This window comes from Candidatus Methylomicrobium oryzae, assembly GCF_016745425.1.
GTDB classification, from domain to species: Bacteria; Pseudomonadota; Gammaproteobacteria; order Methylococcales; family Methylomonadaceae; genus Methylomicrobium; species Methylomicrobium oryzae.
The window spans coordinates 288,053-310,687 of sequence record NZ_JAERVK010000001.1; the positions used below are offsets into that span (position 1 = coordinate 288,053).

Here is a 22,635-nt window from a genome sequence, read left to right on the forward strand (position 1 = left end):
CGCGGGTGTTTTTCGCCGGTTTAATCGCTGAATCGATCGCTCTGAAAAATAACATGTCGAAATTTTCAGCTGCTTTCGACATATTATCTTTACATGTTTATCGCTTCGACATATCCTGGCAATATGTTGAAATTTTAAAGAATGTTAAACATGACGTGGCGGCCAGACCAACCTTATAACCAGCTTCCGCCGTTGCCGCCGCAAATGGCATATGAAAGCATCGCGGTGCTGAAAGCCTGCATTCCGGCCCGGGCGGCACTGGCCGAACTCAAGCAGGCGGGCGAATTGCTGCCCAATCAGGGGCTGTTGATCAACCTGTTGCCTTTACTGGAAGCGCAAGGCAGTTCCGAGATCGAAAACATCGTCACGACGACCGACAAGCTTTTCCGTTTTGCCGGGAAAGACCATCAGGCCGATCCGATGACCAAGGAAGCGCTGCGTTACCGTACGGCACTGCGTCAGGGATACGAGGGGCTTGTCAATCGGCCGTTATGCGCCAATACCGCGCTGGAAATCTGCAGTACGATCAAATCGGTGCAAATGGATATTCGCAAGGTGCCGGGGACCACGCTCAGCAACCAGGCGAATGGAGACATCATCTATACGCCGCCGGTGGGCGAATCGATCATCCGCGATCTGCTGGGCAACTGGGAGAATTACCTGCACGCGGAAGACGACACCGACGCGTTGATCAAAATGGCGATTGCCCATTATCAATTCGAGGCGATTCATCCGTTTACCGACGGCAACGGGCGTACCGGGCGCGTTCTCAATATCCTGTATTTGATCGACCGACAGCTGTTGACCTTGCCGATCCTGTATTTGAGCCGTTATATCGTTCAGCACAAACAGGATTACTACCGCCTGCTGCTGGCGGTGACGCAGCACCAACAGTGGGAAGACTGGATCATCTTCATGCTGAAAGCCGTCGAAGCCACGGCCGGCTGGACTACCGCAAAAATTGCCGCGATACGGGTGTTGATCGAACACACGGGCAACCATGTCAAAATGCAGTTGCCGCAGATTTACAGCCATGAACTGATGCAAATCATTTTCGAACAGCCTTACTGCCGGATACAAAATCTGGTGGAAAGGGAGGTCGCCAAACGTCAGACCGCTTCAACCTACCTGAAGCAACTCGCCGAAATCGGCGTGCTGGTTGAGATTCGGGCCGGTAAGGAAAAACTGTTCGTGCATCCGAAACTGATACGGCTTTTGACCCAAGACGAGAATGAGTTTGCCTTCTACTAAGCGAAGTAAATGCTGTAGGGCGACAAAACCGGTTACTTTCTCTGGTCTGCGGTAGCCGGAAATTATTTTGCGTCATTCTTGCTGACTTTGAATTTACAGGCGCAATCGCCTTTTGCCATGCAACTCGACTGCTCTACTTTTTCACCCAGTAAGGACGTTATTAAGGTGAGATCGAATTCACAAATCTCATTGTGTTGTTTAATTAGGTCATGGTAAACGCAATTATGAGCCTGGATGCTGAATACATCGGATTCGGTCTGGGCATCGGCTTGTACTTCATAGCCGAGTTCCGTCATGATTTTGAGTAGCTCATCGATTTTTTCATTGAGTTCGTTCCCTTCAAATCGTTTGCGCAGTTTTTCTGCCAATTTGATCCCCAGTTTTCGCATATAGTCCCTAAAACGCTCGGGGCCTATTTCTTGGCGCAAATCGCTCAGCATTAATTCCGAAAACCAGGCATATTGCTTGGGAAAATAGTTGATGCCTTTATCCGTCAACGCATACACCGTCACCGGTCGGCCGGCGGTTTTATTCAATGTCTTTTTTCTAATGTAACCTTCATTTTCAAGTGCGGCAAAATGTTTTTGAACCGCGGTTCTTGAAATATCCAACGCATCGGCTATGTCGTCGATACACAGTCCGTTCCTGTTCTCGAGCAATAGTTTAAGTATCTGATTCTGACGGGAGCTTATCTCTTGAGACATGACGGCCTTCATTCGGGAAAATGGTTTTTGCAAGGATACCACAAGGATACCATTAGGTTCCTCTCCGCTTGAATTAAAATTATAAATAATCTTATAAAACTTTTAAGTTGCAAAAGTTTGTTTTGCGATCTACACTAGCTGTAACTGGAGCTTCTTTGTAAACCGGCTGCTCACCGGGTCCTCCTCATATGACCATTGGAGTTCCAGTTCCAAAGCAAGCTCGCTTGCAAGGCTTTACACACAGCTGAAGAGGAGTTGGAAAAATTCTTGGGCGGCTCGATCGATGATGGATCGACCGTTACTTCATAAGACAATATTTTGCCAAAGTCTGCAGGGATTTTTTCAGTCCTGTTTTTTTCGACACGGCTGGATGAAGGAAGCTTCAGTTACAGCTCACTTGATAGAGAGGCATAAAAAATGACAAAAATAGCCGTTTTAATCTTCTGTGCATGGGCATTGATGCCTACGGCGAATGCCGGCACGGAATCCGGGAAAACTCACCTGATCACCTTGAAAGCTGGCAAACTGGACTCCGGGCAGTTGGCTTACCAAATGGTGAGCCACAAAATACGCGACGCTTCCGGGAAGCTCGAAGACATTACCAATCGTTACAGCACCGAACCGACCATCCCGGGACCCGCGATCGTGATGACCGAGGGAGACCAAGCCGAAGTGACTTTAGAACATGGCATTAAAGATTCGAATGAGCCCGTAAGCATCCATGTTCATGGCGTTCATTTCAAAATCGACAGCGACGGCACCATGAAGGTGTTCAACCATGTAGCCGACCAGGCTGCATTTCCCGGTAAGCCTTATACCTACAAATGGACGGCCGCGCCGGGCACTGCCGGAACTTGGCCTTATCACGATCATGCATTCGGCAATCCGATGTTGGGAGCGGAGGATAAGGGATTGTACGGAACGCTGATCGTCAATCCAAAAGGCGGCAAGGTAATGGCGATGGTCGATGGCCAAATGAAAGGGGTAGATATTAAAGATATTAAACGCGAGTTTGTTCTTTGGATGCATGAGACCACATTCTGGGGCACAGAAATCAATCATCTTGCCAATCGCCAGGTGCCACTGTGGACAAACCCTACCCTTGGAGCCCGCGAGGGTGAGCTGGTCCGTTTCCATGTCATCGGCATCGGCACGGCGTTCCATACCTTCCATCTGCACGGTCATCGCTGGCTGCAACCGGGAACAACGCATTTGGTTGACACGGTGAATATTGGTCCGATTGTGCGCGAATCCTTCGTGATCAAAGCAGGCGAAGGTGTCGGCCCCGGGCCTTGGCATTACCACTGTCATGTTTTGCAGCACATGCAAAGCGGCATGATGGGTGGCTTCAGAGTCATCGAATAAAGATTGAGGAGACACAATCATGAGTAAAGTTTTAAAGTTGACAGCGGCCATTGTAATGGCGAACCTTGGAACTCCCGTTTGTGCGGCACCAGCGAGCGGCGATGACCTGCTCCTCAGTGTGCCGGGCCTGATGCCGTCGGCGATGCTGGAGATGTCCGACGAACCCGGACTGTGGTTTAAAGATCCCGTCGACGGCGATGCCTTGGTAGTCATCAAGCCCAAGCAGGCGGCGATGATCAAGATGACCGATACCAATACCGAGCACACCATCACCAGTCTGTTGTGGCCCTCCGGAGCCCAAAGTTTCCCGATAGACCAGGAAAAACCCTCCAGCGCGAGCGTGACCGCGGAGTTCGACAAGCCGGGGCTGTATGTCTTTACCTGCAAAGTGCACCCTTACATGTTCGGCGCGGTCGTGGTGGACGATCCGAACACGAAGGGACTGGATGTCGGCAGCGAGCTGCAACTGGTGACCGGCGCCAAAGTGCCGGCCAGCAGCGACATTGCCAAACGCCTGCTGCGGACTTTTTTCGTGGCCACCACCCCGAGTCTCTGGCGCGATTACAGCAAGCCCAAATGGGAGGTCAGCCTGCCCGACATTCCGCTCAACATCGAGGGCAATACGATCAGTCTGAGCGCGCTCGGCATGACCATGCCCAATGAATTGGAAAAGCCCGGAACACCGGGCGTGGGCGAAGTCTGGGTCAACACGCAGTTCGAGAAGATCGACGGTAAGAAAAAGGTCGGCACCGCGACACGGATCAATACGGGAAACTGGAGTGTGGCCGGCAAGTTCAAGGGTGTCAAGGAAGATATGAACAACCCCCACAACATGTGGACCGACAAACAATATCAATACATCTATCAGACCCAGTGGTTCGACAAGAAGCTGCTCACCTTCGATCGTGCCAGCGGCGAGACTTACAGCAATGTCGTGGTGGGAGAGTCGCCGTCACATGTCATGACTCGGCCGGCCGACGATGTCCTGTATGTCGCCCTCAATGCCGGCGAACAGGTGCTCAAGATGACGCCCGGCAAGAGTCCCTCCGCTCTGAATAGCATCAACACCGGGCCGCATACTTCGCCTCATGGCCATTTTATTACCGATGACGGTAAGTATTTGATAACCCCCAATGCGCTTGCCGGCAGTGTCTCGGTGGTGGACCTCGATAGCGAGCAGAACACCGAGATTCCTACGGGCGGTGTCATCCCGATCGCCGTCTGGGGTACCATGGACGGAAAACGCGCCTATGCGGCGAATCTGCTAGGTACGCCGCCGCTGCTGAGTTCGCTGACGGTCATCGATGTTCCCGGCAAGAAAAAGCTGATGGACATCGATTTGGCCGCGGACTACGATCCGGTGACCGGCAAGATCAGCGGCGAAGCCTATGGGCTGTTGCCGATCCAGACGCCGGTGAGTCCGGACGGCAAGTACGTGGTTACCGCCAATACCTTGAGCGCGTCGATCACCATTGTCGATACCGCCTCCAACAAGGTGATCAAGAGCCTGCCTTGCGAGCCGGGTTGTCATGGCGCTCATTTCGGGATGAAGAAAGGAGGCGGTTATTACGCCTATGTGGCGAGTAAATTTGCCAACGATTTGATCGTCATCGACATGGATAAACTGGAAGTCGCCGGCCGGATATTGTTGTCCGATCCCAAAGACAGCGGCATCCAAGCTTATAACGGCATGGGCGGTCAGGGGATCTTGCCGCTGCCGCTGGTGGAGCACGGTAATCTGAAGGAAACGTTGAAGTTGTCCGGCACAGGGCAGTTAAGTCCGGAAGTGGAAGGCTGGCTTAATGCCTTGACCCCCGAGCAGAAAGGGATATAGTTTTCCTAGGCGGGGAGAAGGACGGTTCCATGATTCCCATGCGAAGCGCTCGTCGTTATACACCTCGATCGCCGGCTCCAATAAATGGACCGGCAGGAGTAATCCAAAGCTCGCTTTGGGTTACTCCTCTATCACGTTCAAAGCAAGTGTTGAACGCCAATGCTTGAGCTTTGAAGGACTTGTATATAACGATGAGTGCGAAGCGTGGGAATCATGGGCCAAGCGGGCTTAATGTGCGGTGCTGACTTTTTTGCCTTTGGTCTGGCCGATCGCGCTCAAGGTGTTTTCGAACCACGGCGCATCGATGTCGAACGGCTTTCCGCCCTTGATGCGCGGGAATTCGATTGCGCGCAGTACGTTGCCGTTGTCTTCGTCATGGCCGATCACGCCCGGTTCGCGGCGCAGCGCGCATTCGACCGCGAGGTCGGCGCAGGATTTGATCAGGCGGATATCCTCGGCGTTTGCCGCGGCGGCGCGCGCGAAATAGCCGGATTTTTGCACCAGCGTTTTTTCCGCGCCGATCATCTGCGCGAACTGCTCGCCGAACCATTTGCCCGGATTTACCGCATCCAATTTGATGTGGCCGAACGCATCGCGCGGCACATCTTGTCCTTTCGATTGCATTTCGGCAACGATCGCTTCGACGCCGGCGCCTTCGGATACGAAAATGTTCACACAGTCGACCTTGTCCATCACTTCGCGCAGGCGTTTCGCTTCGGCAGCCAAGTCGATATCCATTTCCGGCACGAAGATGCCGTGCACTTCATAACTATCGCGGCTCAAGCCGAGGTCAGGCAGCCATTCGGCGCGGTCGAGCAGCTTCCGGTATTCGACTGCGGTCGCCGCAGTCAGCCAGCCGCAGCTGCGGCCCATCACTTCGTGCACGATCAGCATGCGTGGGTTCGAATTGTTTTCCGCAACCACGTTCCAGAAATAACGCGCGCCTTGCTCGGCGGCGGTCCAGGCGCCCAAGGATTGCTTGATCGGGAACACGTCGTTGTCGACCGTTTTCGGCAGGCCGATTACGGTCAGGCCGTAATTGTTCTGCGCCAGAAAGGCCGCCAGGTCGGCCGCCGCGGTGTTGGTGTCGTCTCCGCCGATCGTGTGCAGTACGTCCACGCCGTCCTTCACCAGCTGGTCGGCCGCGACTTTTTGCGGGTCCTGTCCTTCTTGGACCAGGCCGCGCTTGATGCAATCCTTGACGTTGGTCAGCTTGACGCGGCTGTTGCCGATCACCGAGCCGCCGAACTTCTGCAGCAGGCCGGCATTGGCGCGCACTTCCGGAGTTACTTTGTAGAAATCGCCGAGCAGGAGGCCCTTGTAACCGCTGCGGTAGCAGATGATTTCGATCGACGGATCGATTTCGTTGTAGCGTTCGATCAGGCTGCCGATCGCGGAATTCAGGCAGGGCGCCAGGCCGCCGGCGGTCAAAATTGCAACTTTCTTAGGTTTGTTCATGTGCGTTTTTATAATGATGTGATGGAGAAAATGCTTGGGCACAACGAGGCCTCTGTGCTGTCATGCCTTTCCTGTGCCGCATCATGCCTTCGGTTCGATGCGGGACGTCGGAATTGAACCGACCGATTTTATCATAGAACCCGAAAAACGCCCGGCTTTATCAAAATGCCGCGATTGGCCCGAATTATGGGAAAATAGCACGCAAGCTTGGCTTTCATTTCTCCCCGAACAGGTTGTTTCGCATGATCGTTTTATGGACCGATGCCCTGATTTTTCTGCTGATCGCGATCATGATCGGTCTCGGCTTCTATATGCGCGGCAAGGAGCATTTCCGGCGGCCGTTCCGGCAAATCGCCGCAAGCCGCAGCGGCATGGTCTCGTTAACCGTGCTGCTGTTTTTCGTGCTGGTCGGCGTGCTCGATTCGATCCATTTCAAGGCGTCGGGAGATGACGGTTACGATGTGATCAGCGTGCTCGACTATTGGGCCGCACCTTTGCGCCGGCAGGGCGAAAAGACTTATTCCGCACCGTTCGCGGCATTCGGCTACGGCAAGGAAATGATCACGCTGGACGGCGGCGCGACGCGCTGGGATTATCCGCGGCTGAAGTACGGCGGGGCGCATCTGGCCGATCCGGAGCGGCAGCTGGCCGGCGATGTTCTGAAAAAAGCCGCTTACGGCCTATTCCAGGGTGCCAGCCTTTGTGCGTTTTTTCTGCTGATGCTCTGGGGAATTTTCGCCGCCCGGCAAAAGCGCTTCCTGTACGGCTCTGCGCCGGCGAAAAGCGCCTTGGCGGTCGGTTTCGGGATCGTGACGGCCGGTTACATGCTGTGTTATTTATCTTCTTATTACCACGTGCTGGGCACCGACAAGGTCGGCGAGGACGTGTTTTACCAGACGATCAAAAGCATCCGCACCGGCCTGGTGATCGGTACGCTGACGACATTGATCATGCTGCCGATGGCGATCCTGTTCGGGATTCTGGCCGGGTTTTTTCAGGGCTGGATCGACGACGTGATCCAATATGTCTACACCACGCTGAACTCGATTCCGGGCGTTCTCCTGATCGCGGCCTCGATCCTGATGGTGCAGGTATACATGGCGAATCACGAGGAAGCCTTCACCAGCGTGGTGGTGCGCGCCGACATGCGCCTCCTGTTTCTCTGCATGATCCTCGGCGTGACCAGCTGGACCGGGCTGTGCCGGCTGCTCCGCGCCGAAACGCTGAAACTCAGGGAAATGGAATACGTGAAGGCGGCCGAAGCGTTGGGCGTCAAACAGGGAGCGATCCTGGCGCGGCACATTCTGCCGAACGTGATGCATATCGTCTTGATCTCGGTCGTGCTGGATTTCAGCGCATTGGTGCTGGCCGAAGCGGTACTGTCCTACATCAACATCGGCGTCGATCCGACCACCTATAGCTGGGGCAACATGATCAACGGCGCACGCTTGGAGATGGCCCGCGAGCCGGTCGTCTGGTGGTCGCTGGCCGCCGCTTTCGTATTTATGTTTATCCTGGTCCTGGCGGCGAACCTGTTTGCGGACGTGGTGCAGGATGCGTTCGATCCGCGGCGGAGCGGTAATGTGAGCAGTGAATAAATTTTCCTAATGTTATCCAGAAAAACTTCATACCGTTAATGACGACTCCTCTGTTATCCGTCCAAAACCTCAGCGTCGCCTTCAATTGCCGTCAGAAAGTCGTCGACTGCATCAATTTCTTGATCAATCCGGGTGAAACTTTTGCGCTGGTCGGCGAATCGGGCTCGGGCAAGTCGATCACCGCCTTGTCGGTGCTGCGCCTGTTGCCCGATAGCGCGCGGATGTCAGCCGACTCGATCACGCTGAACGGCGATAACCTGCTCGCCCATTCGGAGCTGGATTTGTGCGAAATCCGCGGCCGGCGCATCGGCTTGATTTTTCAGGACCCGATGTCGTCGCTGAATCCGGTGATGACGGTCGGCAGGCAGATCGCGGAAGTGCTCGAGAGCCATTTTTCGCTGCCGAAAGCGGCCGTGCGGGAACGCGTGCTGGAACTGATGCGTCAGGTCGAAATTCCGAACCCGGAGCAGCGGATCAACGATTATCCCCACCAGTTTTCGGGTGGCCAGCGGCAGCGCGTGATGATCGCGATCGCTTTGGCGGGCCGGCCCGAGTTGTTGATTGCGGACGAGCCGACGACTTCGCTGGATGTGACGATCCAGGCCCAAATTCTGGTTTTGCTCAAAAACATTCAGAAGCAGACCGGCATGGCGCTGTGGCTGATCAGTCATGATTTGGCGCTGGTTTCGACGCTGGCGGACCGGGTCGCGGTGATGCAGCAGGGCAAGATCGTCGAAACCGGCGCGCTGCCGGATTTTTTCGAACAGCCGAAACACCCTTATACGCAAAAGCTGCTGCAAGCTTTGCCGTCGATGCAGAGCTGCCTTGCGCACCAGCCCCGGGAGGCGCCGCCGCTGCTCAAGGTCGATGACTTCCGCTGCTATTATCCGATCCGCAAAGGCCTGTTCAAGCGCGTGGTCGATTATGTGCGCGCGGTTGACGGGGTCAGTTTCACGATTCCAAGGGGCAAAACGCTGGCATTGGTCGGCGAATCCGGCTGCGGCAAGACCACGCTCGGCAAGGCCTTGCTGAACCTGATTCCGGGCGGAGCGGGGCGGGTGCTTCTGGATGGCGTCGATTTCGGCCAATTGAGGGGCGAGGCCTTACGGCAGAAGCGCGCGGACATGCAGATCGTGTTTCAGGATCCCTTTTCGTCGATGAATCCGCGCATGCTGGTCGGCGATATCGTGGCGGAGGGGATTCGCGCCCTGCATCCCGGGACCGGCGCCGATGCCCGGCGTGAAAAGGTCCGGCAATTGCTCGAGCAGGTCGGCTTGCCGGCCGATGCGGCAGAGCGCTATCCGCATGAGTTTTCGGGCGGCCAGCGCCAACGCATCTGCATCGCCCGCGCCTTGGCGGTCGATCCCAAGCTGATCGTCTGCGACGAACCGACCAGCGCGCTCGATGTGTCGGTGCAGGCGCAGATCATCGAGCTTTTGAAAACCCTGCAGCGCGAAAAAAATGTCAGCTATCTGTTCATTACGCACGATCTGGCGGTCGTTGCCGAAATTGCCGACGAAGTCGCGGTGATGTATCGAGGCCGGATTGTCGAGCATGGTGACGTGAAGCAGGTGCTGATGGAGCCGCGGCACGACTATACCCGCAAACTGTTGGCGGCGGCGCCGGTTTTGGAAGTCAGCTGACGGTTGAGGCTACAATGCGAATTAAGCGCTGCGTCAGCGTTGTCCCATCAATTATATACAGAACAAATCCCCCCTGCCCCCTTTTTCAAAGGGGGATGTCTCCAGCCTACTCGCTCTCTTTTCAAAAAGGGGATCCGTTTTGGCTAAGGGTGGAATGTCGTTTTGGCCATTGTTGAAGCGACTCCTGCCCTCGCCTCTTTTTGACAATGCCGCTTTCCCCTTTTTCAAAAGGGGAAAGCGGAGTATTGACTACGTCGACAAAATTACGTTTGACAATGCCGCTTCCCCCCCCTTTGAAAAAGGGGGGGCAGGGGGGATTTTAAATAGGCTGCTTTCACAGCATAACAGCCTTTAGCTCTTAACCCGTATTACAGGGCTGAAGCCCCGCCCCGGTAATCCGAACAAGACTGCCCTTTTCCCGTTGATAATCCCGGTTCTTACTCGCCATGCAGCGTAGCGACAAGCTCCCGTTTGCCGCCATGATTCCGGTGCTCGCAGAGATAAATACCCTGCCAGACTCCCAGATTCAATTTGCCCCGCGTGATCGGAATCGTCAGGCTCGAGCCGAGCAGGCAGTTCTTGATGTGTGCCGGCATGTCGTCATCGCCCTCGTAATCATGCTGATAATAAGGCGCGCGCTCCGGCACCATCTCGTTGAAATGACTTTCCAGATCCTGGCGCACGGTCGGGTCGGCGTTTTCGTTGAGCGCCAGGGAGGCGGAGGTATGCTTGATGAACAGATGCAGCAAACCGCACTGGATATTGCTTAACTCAGGGATTTCCTGAAGGATTTCGTTCGTAACCAAATGAAAGCCGCGTTTTTTCGGCGGCAGAAAGAAGGTTTTTTGTATCCACATCGGGATGGCCTCAGTCCGAAAAAGTCCATCATAGCATGGCCTGAAAACGGGACTTATCGAGTTCGGTCCGGCGGCCAGTATCGGCCGACCGGTTCGCGCCGCCAGATTTGGCCGGTTTCGGCGCGAACTTGCGGAGGGGCATAGTCATAACGGTATAACATGGCTCGGAGGAACGCCGGCGGATGGTCCGGAAAAGGGTTCGTTCGCAGTAGGTTGAGAACCGGTGGCGACCCTTCCTGCAAGCGCGCCATGAAGGCCGGAAACCACGTGTCGTGCCGGGGCTTTTCCAGTGCGGCAAACCACAGCTGCCAGTCGAGCCGGGGCTGATGCGGAATGTTCCAGCGCAGCCCGCGGAAGAGATCGCCGGGTTTATAGTTGAACTCGTATGCCTGCCACACCTTGCCGTCGTTGGAGCCCTCGATGATGATCTCGTGCCGCTCTGTCGTCATTACGCCGAACGGCCCGTACTGGTTAATCATCCCGAAAGACGAAGTGGCGATCACCGCGGCGCGGAGCGGCTGCGGTGTCCGGCCCGGAAAATGGTGCATCCAGGCTGTGGCAGCGCAGACGATCAGTACCAAGGCGGCCCAGGTGCCGGCGAAAAAATGCGCGGCGAGGCCCGGACGCGGCGGTTTAGTTTGAATTGCGGTAATCAGGCGCGGGGGCAGCCGGTCGGAGAAGTACTTGTCATCGAGCAGCCAAAGACACAGCAGAATCGTCAGCAGATTGAAGAAATTATAGTTGCCGGTCAGGATGATCGCGGCCTGGAGAATGATGAAGCTTCCGGCGGCGAACAGCCGGAAAGGCCGCGGCATGAACACGAAAAACGGCACGATTAGTTCGATGAAGAAAACGCCGGCTACGCACAGTTTGTGAAACCATTCCGGCAGAAAATAAGCATAATAGGCCAGGGGCGTCGGCAGCGGTTCGGTCAGGTAATGGTAATTTAAAGCGGTCAGGCTGGCCCAGGCCGGATCGCCGCTGGCCAGCTTGACGACGCCGCCCATGAACATGAAGCGCGCGATCAGCCAGCGGTACAGGAACACGACAAGGCTTGAGCCCCAGCTCAGCAAAATCCCGAGGAACCCGGCTTCGAGCAGAAACACGTCCCATTGGAACGATAGAAAATCCTGCCCCGCCACCGTTAAGGACAGATACAACAGATAGCAGAGCATCAAGGCCGGCCGCTGCAGTATATTCAACAGCAACAGGAGCGACGAAATGATGCCCGCATAACAGGCCAGTTTGAGCGCCGGATCGGATGCATCGAGCCAGAACAGCGTCGGAAACAGCCAATATTTGTCGCTGTCGTATAACTGAGCGGATTCGGCCAATTTTGCCTGAATGGGCAGGATGCCCTGCGTGCCGATCAAACCCTCGATTTGAACCGATAAAGAGGCGAACGCCGCCAGATAAATCATCGCCAGGCCGCGCAGGAAAAGCCAGCTAACGAGCGTATCGGTCGGACCGACAGCAAGCCATCGGTTTAGTTTGTGTTTGATGCGGGGAACCGGAAAAGGCATCTTGAATTCAAATTTATGTCGCAGAGCATGTCATGACGGCTTACGGCGGAAACAGTGTTTTCCGACTCTCTCAGTAGCATTAGCTGTGCCAGAATGAAGAAGGCAAGTTTAATTATGCAGAAAAATAAAATGACGGTCTATTATGACGGCGCCTGTCCTCAATGCGTCCGCGACCGGCAAAATTACGAGCGGCTTGCGGGTAAATCCGACGAAGAGGTTTGCTGGTTTGACATTACCGGCCGGGAAGCGCGCCTGCGGGAACTCGGCATCGATCCCCGGAAGGCTCTGAGCGAGCTGCATGTTCAGGATGCGGGCGGGCGCATTCATTCGGAAATCGATGCCTATATCCTGTTAATGCGGCGGGTGCCGGTATTGAAGCCGCTGGCCTGGGTAATAGGATTACCGGTTATTCGTCCCTTGTTGGCAGGCCTTTACCATTGGCAGGTGAACCGGCGCTTGAAGAAGCGAGGTGTGTTGGAGTGAAGTGATCGGGACAAAAGCAGAGCTTGGGCATATTGAATTTCTTGCCCAGCCGGAAATTTCAACTTGTCGTTTTTTAACCTTGATTTTCAGACCGACAAGACAAGTTATCGATGATGAAGACCCGTAAAAAGCTGTTTGAATAAATTTTTTGAACTCTAAATCGAACAGGAAAATCAGAACAAGAGTTTCCGGTTCAATATATTCAACAAAAATTAACTCTATATCGGGATTTTTCCGCCAAACGGCAAATGATACCAGTCAATTTCGAATGCGGCCGTTTACGGCGGGCTGTCGGATTGAGGATGAATTGCCGTGTCGTATAAAGGGTGGAATAAAGGAGCTTCAACGGCGTCGTTCTATAACAGAAAGCAGAGGGTTTTATGTATGTCGATATTCATTCGGCGCTCGCGCTGATTTCGGGGATTTTAATACTGATTCGCCCCGCCTTATTGAACTATATCATCGCCCTTTATCTGATTTTGATTGGTATATTGGGCATTGTCAAATAATCGCTCAAGCTCGCCCTAAAGTATTAACGCCTGCAAGTTGTCGAAAGTTGCGATAAGCTCGGGCATTTTAAGGAATCCGATTCTTTAAGCCAATAGAGAAAATCTTTTAGCCGAATCGAATAAAGTAAACTTACGGCCCGAAAGAGGAAGTTTATGAAAATCAATTTATCTAAAGGCAATACGGGACCGGCGTTGGCCCTGACCGCCGGCATCCTGATACTGATTATGCCTAAGCTGCTCAATCTGATCGTCGCCATCTATCTGATCGTAATCGGGGCATTGGGTTTGATGTCCAGGCCTTGAATCCTGCTCTTTTCCCGGGAGAAAGCGGGTTTTGTTGAGCGGATGAGGCGATGAAGGCGGAAATCATGGTTTTTTACGTAGTTGAAAAACGGCAACTGTCCCAGGAGCAAGGACACGTACGGCCTTGCAGCTTCTGGCTCGAGTTCCGCAGGGGAGCAGGCCGAATGCTTAAATCGCTTTGAAAATTGCTAAACGTTATGATATATTAAGCTTTTTAGGATGTTCCGGCCATTCGTGCCGTATCCTAACGGCAGAGGTTCGAAAGCGGTTATTTCGAAGGTTTCGGCCGCCATTTACACGGAAGCCCCATCATGGGGTTTTTTATTTTCCGGGCTCCGTGTTTGTGGCGATAGCATTTGCTAGTGAGTGATAAGAGCCCTGGGCTCTTTTTTTTTGTGCGGTGAAAAGCGAGGAAAAATGAAGCAGGCTCCCGAACATTTGGTCGCCTTGATCGAGCCGATCGTGGAGGGCTTGGGTTATGAATGTGTCGGCATTGAATATCACCCGCATCCAAGGCATGGCTTATTAAGAATTTATATCGACAGCGACAACGGCATAGTGCTCGATGACTGCTCGAAAGTCAGTCATCAGGTCAGCGGCATGCTCGATGTCGAAGATCCGATTCCGGACAATTATCAATTGGAAGTATCCTCGCCGGGTGCGGACCGGCCGTTCTTCAAGCTCGGCCAGTTCGAGCGCTTTAGAGGCAATACCGTGCAGGTGAACCTGTTCAAGGCGATCGGCGGACGCAAACGGATTACCGGCCTGATCGAAAAAGTCGAAGAAGATATCATTACACTGATTGAAAACGGCCAAACTTTCGAAGTGCCGTTTTCGGCAATCAGTAAGGCGCGTCTGGTGCCGGAGTATTTAATCGAAAAAGGAGTACGCAGTGGCAAATAAAGAGATTTTGTTGGTCGTGGATGTTTTTTCCAACGAGAAAGCGATCGAGAAAGAAGTCGTCTTCCAGGCGATCGAATCGGCGCTGGAAATGGCGACGGTCAAACGCTATGCCACTCCGATCAAAGCCCGCGTGGAAATCGATCGAAAGACCGGCGATTACAAGACTTACCGGCTGTGGGATGTGGTGGCGCCGAACAGCGAAATCAACGGCGATGTCGAATTTCCGGGCACGCAGATTTTGCTCGATGTCGCGCGCTTCGATAATCCGGATGCCCAGGTCGGCGATCTGGTGCAGGAAGAGATCGAATCGGTCGAGTTCGGCCGTATCGCCGCCCAGACCGCGAAGCAGGTAATCATTCACAAGGTTCGCGAGGCGGAGCGCAAGAAGATCGTCGATGCGTACAAAAGCCGCGTCGGCGAACTGATTACCGGCGTGGTCAAGCGGATCGAAAAAGGCAGCGTGTATCTCGATCTCGGCGGCCATGTGGAAGCCTACATCGCGAAGGAAGACATGATTCCGCGCGAGTCGGTGCGCGTCGGCGACCGGATTCGCGGCTATTTGAAAGACGTGCGTTCGGAGCCGCGCGGCCCGCAATTATTCGTCAGCCGGACCGCCTCGGAATTGTTGCTGGCGCTGTTCCGGCTGGAAGTGCCGGAAGTCGGCGAAGGCCTGATCACGCTGATGGGGGCGGCCCGCGATCCCGGATCGCGGGCAAAAATCGCGGTCAAGAGCAACGATCCGCGTCTCGATCCGGTCGGTGCCTGCGTCGGCATGCGCGGGTCGCGCGTGCAGTCGGTTTCGAACGAACTGGCCGGCGAGCGGGTCGATATCATTCTCTGGAATCCGAACGAAGCGCAATATGTGATCAATGCGATGTCGCCGGCCGAAATCCAGTCGATCGTGGTCGATGAAGACAAGCATTCGATGGATCTGGCGGTCAATACCGAAAACCTATCTCAGGCGATCGGTCGGGGCGGCCAGAACGTTCGGCTGGCGACCCAGTTGACCGGCTGGGAGCTGAACGTGATCGATGCCTCCAAAGCCGAAGCGAACAGCGAAGCCGAAGCGAATAAGATCAAGGATCTGTTCGTGAGGGAACTCGATGTCGACGAAGACATTGCGATGACGCTGGTCGAAGTCGGTTTCAATACGATCGAAGAAATCGCTTATGTGCCGGTCAGCGAAATGCTCGAAATCGAGGGCTTCGACGAAGAATTGGTGAACGAGCTGCGCAGCCGGGCGAAAGATTCCTTATTAATCAGCGCGATCGCGGCGGAAGAAAAAATAGAAACCAATGAGCCGGCCGAGGACCTTCTCGAGATGGAAGGCATGGACAAAGAGCTGGCTTATGAATTGGCCGGCCGCGGTATAATTACGATGGACGATCTGGCTGAACAGTCGATCGACGACCTGCTGAGCTTACCCGGAATGGATGAAGATCGAGCGGCGAAGTTGATTATGAAGGCGCGGGAGCCCTGGTTCTCTGAAGAAAAAGGCAAGTAAGGCGGGAGTAGGCGATGAGCGATCAAACAGTACAGCAATTGGCCGAGGTAGTCAAAATACCTCTGGAAAGGTTATTGGAACAATTGAAGGAAGCGGGGTTATCGGCCAATACGCCGGACGATGTGATCAGCGAAGACGAGAAAATGCAGCTTCTGGCGCATTTGCGCAAACGCCACGGCAAGGATGGCGGCGAGTCTAAAACGGCCCCCCGGCGCGTGACGCTGGAGCGCCGCAAGGTGATCGAAATCAAGCAGGCGAGCGTGCCCGGTACGGCGACCAAAACGATCCCTGTCGAAGTCCGCAAAAAGAAAACCTATGTAAACAAACGCGATCTTGCCGAGACGGCCGAAACCAAACCGGCAGTCCAGCCGCAGCCCACGCCGGAAGAAAAACCGTCCGTGCCGGCGGTCGAGCCGGTTATTGCCGCCGCCCAGCAAAAAGCGAAGCCCGCCGAAGAGCCCAAGGTGGTCGAACCGATTGCGGAAACGACCCCTCCGGCTGTCGAGGCCAGACCTGCGCCTCCGGTAGAAGCGCCGCAGGAAGAGTTCGAGGAAGAAGTGGCCGTGCAAGTTGTCGAGGAAGCGGATGAGGCGGAACTGGTGCCGGTAGCCCGGTTTGAAGCGGTCAAAGTCAAGGAAGTCAAGAAAGCCAAAGTGGAAAAAGCCGTCAAAGGCAAAGAGACCGACGATAGCGCCAAAAAGAAAATGAGCGAACGGGATCGGCGCGTCGAAGAGTCGATCAACCGCACCGCCGAAAAAGTTCGCCAGCAGGCGCTGCAGAAGCAGGAAACGCTGCATCGCAAGAAGCAGCGCGATGACAGCCCTTTCTCCGAAGGACGGGATGCGCCGCGCCGGCCGAAGAAAAAGATCAAAACACCGCAGCGCTCGGGAGCTGGAGCTCCATTCGAAAGCAAACATCAGTTCGAAATGCCGGCCGCGCCGATCGTGAAGGAAGTTACGATTCCGGAAACGATTCTGGTATCCGATCTCGCCAACAAGATGAGCGTGAAGGTCGCAGTGGTGATCAAGCAGCTGATGAAGCTCGGCATCATGGCGACGATCAACCAGAGCATCGATCAGGACACCGCGGCGATTCTGGTCGAGGACATGGGCCACAAGGCGATCATGCAGAGCGACGACGATCTCGAAAAAGAAATGCTCGCCGAAGCGCAGTCGGAAGAGAGTTATCCGGAAGTGCCGCGCGCGCCGATCGTTACGATCATGGGACATGTCGACCACGGTAAAACTTCGTTGCTCGACTATATCCGTAAAACCCGGGTTGCCGCCGGCGAAGCAGGCGGGATTACCCAGCACATCGGCGCCTATCAGGTCAAGACCGACCACGGTTCGGTCACCTTCCTCGATACGCCGGGCCATGCCGCGTTTACCGCGATGCGGGCGCGCGGTGCGGATGTGACCGACGTGGTGATTGTGGTGGTTGCGGCCGACGATGGCGTGATGCCGCAGACGAAGGAAGCGGTCGAGCATGCGCGCGCCGCTAACGTGCCGATCATTGTCGCGATCAACAAGATGGACAAACCGGATGCGAATCCCGATAAGGTGATGCAGGAATTGTCGGTTATTAACGTACTGGCCGAGGAATGGGGCGGCGACACGCAGTTCCTGAAAATTTCGGCGAAAACCGGGCAGGGCATCGACGATCTGATTGAAGCCCTGATCGTGCAGACCGAAATTCTCGAACTGAAGGCGCCGGTGCAAGGCCCGGCTTCGGGTATCGTGATCGAGTCGCGCTTGGATAAAGGCCGTGGCGCGGTTGCCACCGTGCTGGTGCAAAAAGGCACGCTCGAAAGCGGCCAGATGGTGCTGTGCGGCCACGAATACGGCCGAGTGCGGGCGATGTTCAACGAAAACGGCAAGGCGATCAAGGAAGCCGGCCCTTCGGTGCCGGTCGAAATCCTCGGGTTATCGGGCACTCCGAACGCGGGTGACGAATTCCTGGTCGTACAGAACGAACGGATTGCCAGAGAGCTGGCTAAGCACCGCGAAGAGCGCAAGCGGACCACGCGCCATGCGGCGCAGCAGGCTTCCAAGCTGGACGAGGTCTTCTCCCGGATGACTGCCGGCGAGGTTGCGAGCGTGAACCTGGTGCTCAAGACCGACGTGCAGGGCAGCCTCGAAGCGCTGCGTGGCGCCTTGGTCGACCTGTCGACATCGGAAGTCGAGGTCAAGGTGGTCTATGGCGGCGTCGGCGGCATCAACGAAGGCGATGTGAACCTGGCCCTGGCCTCGGGTGCCATCCTGATGGGCTTCAATGTCCGCGCCGATGCGACTGCGCGCAAGCTGATCGAAGAGAAGGGCGTCGACCTGCATTATTACAGCGTCATCTATGAAGCGATCGACGAAGTCAAAAACGCGATCAGCGGCATGCTGGCGCCGGAAATCAAGGAGCAGATCGTCGGCCTGGCCGAAGTCCGCGACGTGTTCCGTTCGCCGAAGTTCGGCGCGATCGCCGGCTGTATGGTCGTCGAAGGCTACGTCAAGCGCAACCTGCCGATCCGCGTCTTGCGCGATAACGTGGTGATTTTCGAAGGCCAGCTCGAGTCGCTGCGGCGCTTCAAGGATGACGTGAACGAAGTCAAAATGGGCATGGAATGCGGCATCGGCGTTAAGAACTATAACGATGTCAAAGTCGGCGACCAGATCGAAGTCTTCGAACGGACCGAAGTCAAACGCGTATTGTAAAGAATCATGGCAAAAGAATATGGGCGTAGCGCCCGCGTGGCATCCGAAATGCAGAAGGAACTCTCGTTCATTCTGCAGCGGGTCGTAAAGGATTCCCGGCTCGGCTTCATTACGATCAATGAAGTCGATCTGACCAAGGATCTCGCGGTCGCGAAAATCTATTTCACGGTACTGAACGCGGATGAAGCCGGTAAGCGGAATCATGTTAAATGGTTGAATCAGCTTGCCCCGGTAATCCGGCACGAGCTCGCGAAACGGATGCGGCTGCGGCATATTTCGGAACTGCGTTTTATTTACGACGATTCGTTCGATACCGGCATGCGCGTTGCGGAACTTCTCAGCGACATCGACCAGACCGATAAAGCCCCCGATCAGGAATGAGTAAACGCAATCTGCGGCGCAATGTCCACGGCATTCTGCTGCTGGACAAACGGCTTGGCGTGTCTTCGAATCTGGCGCTCCAGGAGGTCAAGCGCCTCTTGAATGCGGCCAAGGCCGGGCATACGGGCAGCCTCGATCCTTTGGCGACCGGGCTGTTGCCTTTGTGTTTCGGCGAGGCAACCAAGGTGTCCGGCATGATGCTGGATGATGACAAGCGTTACCGGGTCGTGATCCGGCTCGGCGTATTGACCGACACCGGCGATGCGGAAGGGGCAGTGCTCGAAACGAAGCCGGTTCCGGAAATCACATCGGCTATGCTCGATGAATGCCTGCAGCGCTTCACCGGCGAAATCGACCAAGTGCCGCCGATGTATTCGGCGCTGAAGCTGAACGGCAAGAAGCTTTACGAACTGGCCCGCGAAGGCAAGACGGTCGAGCGCAAGGCCCGCCGGATCACGATTTACGAACTGAAGCTGCTCGATTTCGAACGCGATCGGCTGACGCTGGAAGTGTTCTGCTCGAAAGGCACTTATATCCGCTCGCTGGCGGAAGACATCGGCGTCCACTTCGGCTGCGGAGGGGCCGTCGAGGAACTGCGCCGCCTGCAGGCAGGCGTATTTACGCTCGACCGGGCCTACACGATCGAACAATTACGCGCGATGGACTCGCAGCAGCTCGATGCCTGCCTGCTGAACGTCGATGAACCGCTCCAGGCATTGCAGGCGGTCGAATTGCAGGACTACGATGCGGTTAAGATCAGGAACGGACAGGCGGTCTGGGCCGAACTCGCGCAATCCGGACCCGTGCGCCTGTACCATGCGGGCGCGTTTTTAGGCTTGGGTGAAATGCGATTGGATGGTAAACTAGCGCCTTGCAGACTGTTCAATTTGGAAGGATCCAGCTAAAAGGCGAAAGGGTTTCAACCGGTCTTTTCGTCTTGTCTATGCAACCTTTTTCATCGTTCTCACGCAGGAGCGTGGGAACCAAGTAATATTATCGTTCTCACGCTCCGGCGTTGGGAGCCTAAGTTTGACCCATTCTCTGCTCCCTATCGCGGAAATGGGTGTGTCACCGGCCCTGTCAGGGCTTTTTTTAATTATTGAAACATAGGGTTTAAGCAAATGCCTTTTACTGCGGAACAAAAGAAAAAAATCGTTGAAGAGTATCGTCTGTCCGAAACCGATACCGGTTCCCCGGAAGTCCAGGTCGCTCTGTTGACTGCGCACATCCAGCACCTGACCCCGCATTTCGCGGAGCACAAAAAAGACAACCACTCGCGCCGCGGTCTGCTGCGCATGGTCAATCAGCGCCGCAAACTGCTCGACTATCTGAAAAACAAGGACGGCGACCGCTACCGTACGCTGATCGATCGTCTCGGTTTGCGCAAATAAGACCAGACTGCAAACGGCGCCGGTTCGGCGCCGTTTGCATTTCAGCGTTACCCCAGTTTTAACTCAACAATATCTACGCAAAGGAACCTAATAGTGAATCCTATCAGGAAAGAATTTCAGTACGGCGATCGCACCGTTACGTTGGAAACCGGTGAAATAGCACGCCAGGCCCACGGCGCCGTGATCATCGATGTCGAAGGCACCTCATTATTGGTGACCGTCGTTAGCAAAAAAGATACAGGCGGCAACGACTTTTTTCCGCTGACGGTAAATTATCAGGAAAAATCCTATGCGGCCGGTAAAATTCCCGGTGGTTTTTTCAAGCGGGAAGGACGTCCATCCGAACAGGAAACGTTGATTTCGCGCCTGATCGACCGTCCGATGCGTCCGATGTTCCCCGAAGGCTACACCGATGAAGTACAGATCATTGCGACAGTGATCTCGCTGAATCCCGAAGTCGATACCGAAATTCCTGCCTTGCTGGGTGCTTCTGCGGCGCTGGCGGTCTCCGGGTTGCCGTTTAACGGCCCGGTTGGCGCAGCTTGCGTCGGCTTCAAGGATGGACAATATCTGTTGAACCCGTCGCCGGCGGTGTTGAAGGATTCGCGCCTGCAATTGGTTGTTGCCGGTACCGCCAATGCGGTATTGATGGTCGAATCCGAAGCCGACGGTCTGACCGAAGACGAAATGCTTGGTGCAGTGCTGTTCGGCCATGAACAAATGCAGATCGCGATTAAAGCGATCAACGAATTCGCGGCCGCGGCCGGCGCCGGTGTGGTCGAATGGACCGCGCCCGATGCCGATGCCGAGTTGGTGCGCTTGGTTACCGCCGAAGTCGAGGAAGGCATCAAGGAAGCCTACCGGGTCGCCGAAAAGCTGGTCCGTCAGGACCGCCTGAAAGTGATCCGTACCGCGGCGATCGAGAAATTTACCGCGCTGGGCGAATATACTGAAAATGCGATCCGCCACATCATCGAAAATCTTGAATACAACATCGTTCGCCAGGCGATTCTGAGCGAAAAGCGTCGCATCGACGGCCGTACGCTCGATTCGGTACGTCCAATTACCATTAGAACCGGTGTATTGCCCAGAACCCACGGTTCAGCGCTGTTTACCCGCGGCGAAACGCAGGCTCTGGTCGTTGCGACATTGGGCACTCAGCGCGATGCGCAGATCATCGACGCATTGACCGGCGAATACAAAGAGCTGTTCATGCTGCACTACAACTTCCCGCCGTTCAGCGTCGGCGAAACCGGTTTCGTCGGTTCGCCGAAACGCCGCGAAATCGGCCACGGCCGTCTTGCGAAGCGCGGCGTGATGGCCGTATTGCCGGTGATGGAAGAATTTCCGTATGTGATCCGTGTCGTTTCCGAAATCACCGAATCGAACGGATCCAGTTCGATGGCGTCGGTTTGCGGCAGCAGCTTGGCGCTGATGGATGCCGGCGTACCGATCAAGGCGCCGGTGGCCGGTATCGCGATGGGCCTGATCAAGGAAGGCGACGATTACGCGGTTCTGTCCGACATTATGGGCGATGAAGACCATCTCGGCGACATGGATTTCAAAGTCGCGGGTACCGCAGACGGCATCACCGCGCTGCAAATGGACATCAAGATCGACGGCATCACCGCTGAGATCATGAAGACCGCACTCGCGCAGGCGAAGACCGGCCGTATCCACATCCTCGGCGAGATGAATAAGGTATTGCCGGCCGCGCGCGAACATATGTCCGACTACGCGCCGCGGATCATTACCTTCAAGATCGATCCGAGCAAGATTCGTGAAGTGATCGGCAAGGGCGGTGCGACGATCCGCGGCATCACCGAAATCACCGGCGCGAGCGTCGACCTGACCGACGACGGCGTCGTGAAGATTGCCTCGGTCGACAAGGCGGCCGGCGAAGAGGCGCGCCGTCTGATTGAAGAGATTACCGCCGAAGTCGAAGTCGGCAAGATTTACGAAGGCAAGGTCGTGCGCCTGATGGACTTCGGTGCGTTCGTGACGATCCTGCCCGGAAAAGATGGCCTGGTGCACATCTCGCAAATCTCGAACGAGCATGTCGACAAAGTCAGCGACAAGCTGTCCGAGGGCGACGTGGTTCGGGTCAAGGTACTCGAAATCGACCGCCAAGGCCGCGTTCGCCTTAGCATGAAAGAAGCGGAAAAAGAAGATTAAGTTTTTTCTTGCCGCAATTTAAAAAAGGGCCTTTCGGCCCTTTTTTTTTGC

The 22,635-nt window shown here is 55.3% G+C and carries 19 protein-coding genes; 15 read left to right on the plus strand and 4 right to left on the minus strand.

Features of this window, described 5'->3' with window-relative positions; translation table 11 throughout:
- The first annotated feature begins 150 nt into the window (after nucleotides 1-150).
- On the plus strand, nucleotides 151-1,251 hold the full coding sequence (fic, locus tag JJL52_RS01440; RefSeq protein ID WP_202050597.1) for a protein adenylyltransferase Fic: 1,101 nt from the start codon (nucleotides 151-153) through the stop codon (nucleotides 1,249-1,251).
- A 62-nt stretch (nucleotides 1,252-1,313) separates the two neighbouring features.
- On the opposite strand, the gene JJL52_RS01445 is transcribed toward fic, so the two are convergent.
- The gene (locus JJL52_RS01445) at nucleotides 1,314-1,955 is read right to left on the minus strand and encodes a helix-turn-helix transcriptional regulator (RefSeq protein WP_202050598.1); all 642 of its coding nucleotides are present in this window, start codon (nucleotides 1,953-1,955) and stop codon (nucleotides 1,314-1,316) included.
- A 417-nt stretch (nucleotides 1,956-2,372) separates the two neighbouring features.
- On the opposite strand from JJL52_RS01445, the gene JJL52_RS01450 reads away from it, so the two are divergent.
- Entirely contained in the window at nucleotides 2,373-3,320 is a 948-nt protein-coding gene (locus JJL52_RS01450; RefSeq protein ID WP_202050599.1) for a multicopper oxidase domain-containing protein, read from the plus strand.
- 19 nt (nucleotides 3,321-3,339) lie between these two features.
- Nucleotides 3,340-5,154 carry a hypothetical protein gene (locus tag JJL52_RS01455; RefSeq protein WP_202050600.1) on the plus strand — a complete coding sequence of 605 codons (1,815 nt, stop codon included), beginning with the start codon at nucleotides 3,340-3,342 and terminating at the stop codon, nucleotides 5,152-5,154.
- A 228-nt stretch (nucleotides 5,155-5,382) separates the two neighbouring features.
- Here the strand turns inward: JJL52_RS01455 and JJL52_RS01460 are convergent, their stop codons facing one another.
- Complete coding sequence (locus JJL52_RS01460; protein WP_202050601.1) at nucleotides 5,383-6,612, minus strand: pyrophosphate--fructose-6-phosphate 1-phosphotransferase; 1,230 nt, start codon at nucleotides 6,610-6,612, stop codon at nucleotides 5,383-5,385.
- A 242-nt stretch (nucleotides 6,613-6,854) separates the two neighbouring features.
- Here JJL52_RS01460 and JJL52_RS01465 point away from each other — a divergent pair, with 242 nt between their 5' ends.
- Together JJL52_RS01465 and JJL52_RS01470 are read left to right on the plus strand one after the other, a co-directional pair.
- On the plus strand, nucleotides 6,855-8,210 hold the full coding sequence (locus tag JJL52_RS01465) for an ABC transporter permease (protein ID WP_202050602.1): 1,356 nt from the start codon (nucleotides 6,855-6,857) through the stop codon (nucleotides 8,208-8,210).
- 38 nt (nucleotides 8,211-8,248) lie between these two features.
- Nucleotides 8,249-9,853: an ABC transporter ATP-binding protein gene (locus tag JJL52_RS01470; protein ID WP_202050603.1), complete on the plus strand. Its 1,605-nt coding sequence runs from the start codon at nucleotides 8,249-8,251 to the stop codon at nucleotides 9,851-9,853.
- A 437-nt stretch (nucleotides 9,854-10,290) separates the two neighbouring features.
- Here JJL52_RS01470 and JJL52_RS01475 read toward each other — a convergent pair whose 3' ends face one another.
- Nucleotides 10,291-10,710: a secondary thiamine-phosphate synthase enzyme YjbQ gene (locus JJL52_RS01475; protein WP_202050604.1), complete on the minus strand. Its 420-nt coding sequence runs from the start codon at nucleotides 10,708-10,710 to the stop codon at nucleotides 10,291-10,293.
- A 53-nt stretch (nucleotides 10,711-10,763) separates the two neighbouring features.
- Nucleotides 10,764-12,233 carry a lipase maturation factor family protein gene (locus JJL52_RS01480; protein WP_202050605.1) on the minus strand — a complete coding sequence of 490 codons (1,470 nt, stop codon included), beginning with the start codon at nucleotides 12,231-12,233 and terminating at the stop codon, nucleotides 10,764-10,766.
- Nucleotides 12,234-12,347: 114 nt separating this feature from the next.
- On the opposite strand from JJL52_RS01480, the gene JJL52_RS01485 reads away from it, so the two are divergent.
- The 10 genes from JJL52_RS01485 to pnp all read left to right on the plus strand — a co-directional run bounded on the left by JJL52_RS01485 (nucleotide 12,348) and on the right by pnp (nucleotide 22,584).
- Nucleotides 12,348-12,716 (plus strand): thiol-disulfide oxidoreductase DCC family protein, encoded by a 369-nt coding sequence (locus tag JJL52_RS01485; RefSeq protein ID WP_202050606.1) that lies wholly within the window; start codon nucleotides 12,348-12,350, stop codon nucleotides 12,714-12,716.
- A 380-nt stretch (nucleotides 12,717-13,096) separates the two neighbouring features.
- The gene (locus tag JJL52_RS01490) at nucleotides 13,097-13,225 is read left to right on the plus strand and encodes a DUF3096 domain-containing protein (RefSeq protein ID WP_202050607.1); all 129 of its coding nucleotides are present in this window, start codon (nucleotides 13,097-13,099) and stop codon (nucleotides 13,223-13,225) included.
- A 153-nt stretch (nucleotides 13,226-13,378) separates the two neighbouring features.
- A complete protein-coding gene (locus tag JJL52_RS01495; RefSeq protein ID WP_202050608.1) occupies nucleotides 13,379-13,528 on the plus strand; it encodes a DUF3096 domain-containing protein in 150 nt (49 codons plus the stop codon).
- Between the two features lie 417 nt (nucleotides 13,529-13,945).
- Entirely contained in the window at nucleotides 13,946-14,431 is a 486-nt protein-coding gene (rimP, locus tag JJL52_RS01500) for a ribosome maturation factor RimP (protein WP_202050609.1), read from the plus strand.
- A complete protein-coding gene (nusA, locus tag JJL52_RS01505) occupies nucleotides 14,421-15,935 on the plus strand; it encodes a transcription termination factor NusA (RefSeq protein WP_202050610.1) in 1,515 nt (504 codons plus the stop codon). The genes rimP and nusA overlap by 11 nt, the downstream gene beginning before the upstream one ends.
- A gap of 14 nt (nucleotides 15,936-15,949) precedes the next feature.
- Nucleotides 15,950-18,637, plus strand: coding sequence for a translation initiation factor IF-2 (infB, locus tag JJL52_RS01510; RefSeq protein WP_202050611.1), 2,688 nt, complete (start codon nucleotides 15,950-15,952; stop codon nucleotides 18,635-18,637).
- A gap of 6 nt (nucleotides 18,638-18,643) precedes the next feature.
- Nucleotides 18,644-19,018, plus strand: a complete 375-nt coding sequence (gene rbfA, locus JJL52_RS01515; RefSeq protein ID WP_202050612.1) for a 30S ribosome-binding factor RbfA — start codon at nucleotides 18,644-18,646, stop codon at nucleotides 19,016-19,018.
- A complete protein-coding gene (gene truB, locus JJL52_RS01520) occupies nucleotides 19,015-19,923 on the plus strand; it encodes a tRNA pseudouridine(55) synthase TruB (protein ID WP_202050613.1) in 909 nt (302 codons plus the stop codon). Before rbfA ends, truB begins: the two co-directional genes overlap by 4 nt.
- 216 nt (nucleotides 19,924-20,139) lie before the next feature.
- Nucleotides 20,140-20,409: a 30S ribosomal protein S15 gene (gene rpsO / locus JJL52_RS01525; RefSeq protein ID WP_202050614.1), complete on the plus strand. Its 270-nt coding sequence runs from the start codon at nucleotides 20,140-20,142 to the stop codon at nucleotides 20,407-20,409.
- A 93-nt stretch (nucleotides 20,410-20,502) separates the two neighbouring features.
- On the plus strand, nucleotides 20,503-22,584 hold the full coding sequence (gene pnp, locus JJL52_RS01530) for a polyribonucleotide nucleotidyltransferase (RefSeq protein WP_202050615.1): 2,082 nt from the start codon (nucleotides 20,503-20,505) through the stop codon (nucleotides 22,582-22,584).
- Nucleotides 22,585-22,635: the final 51 nt, after the last annotated feature.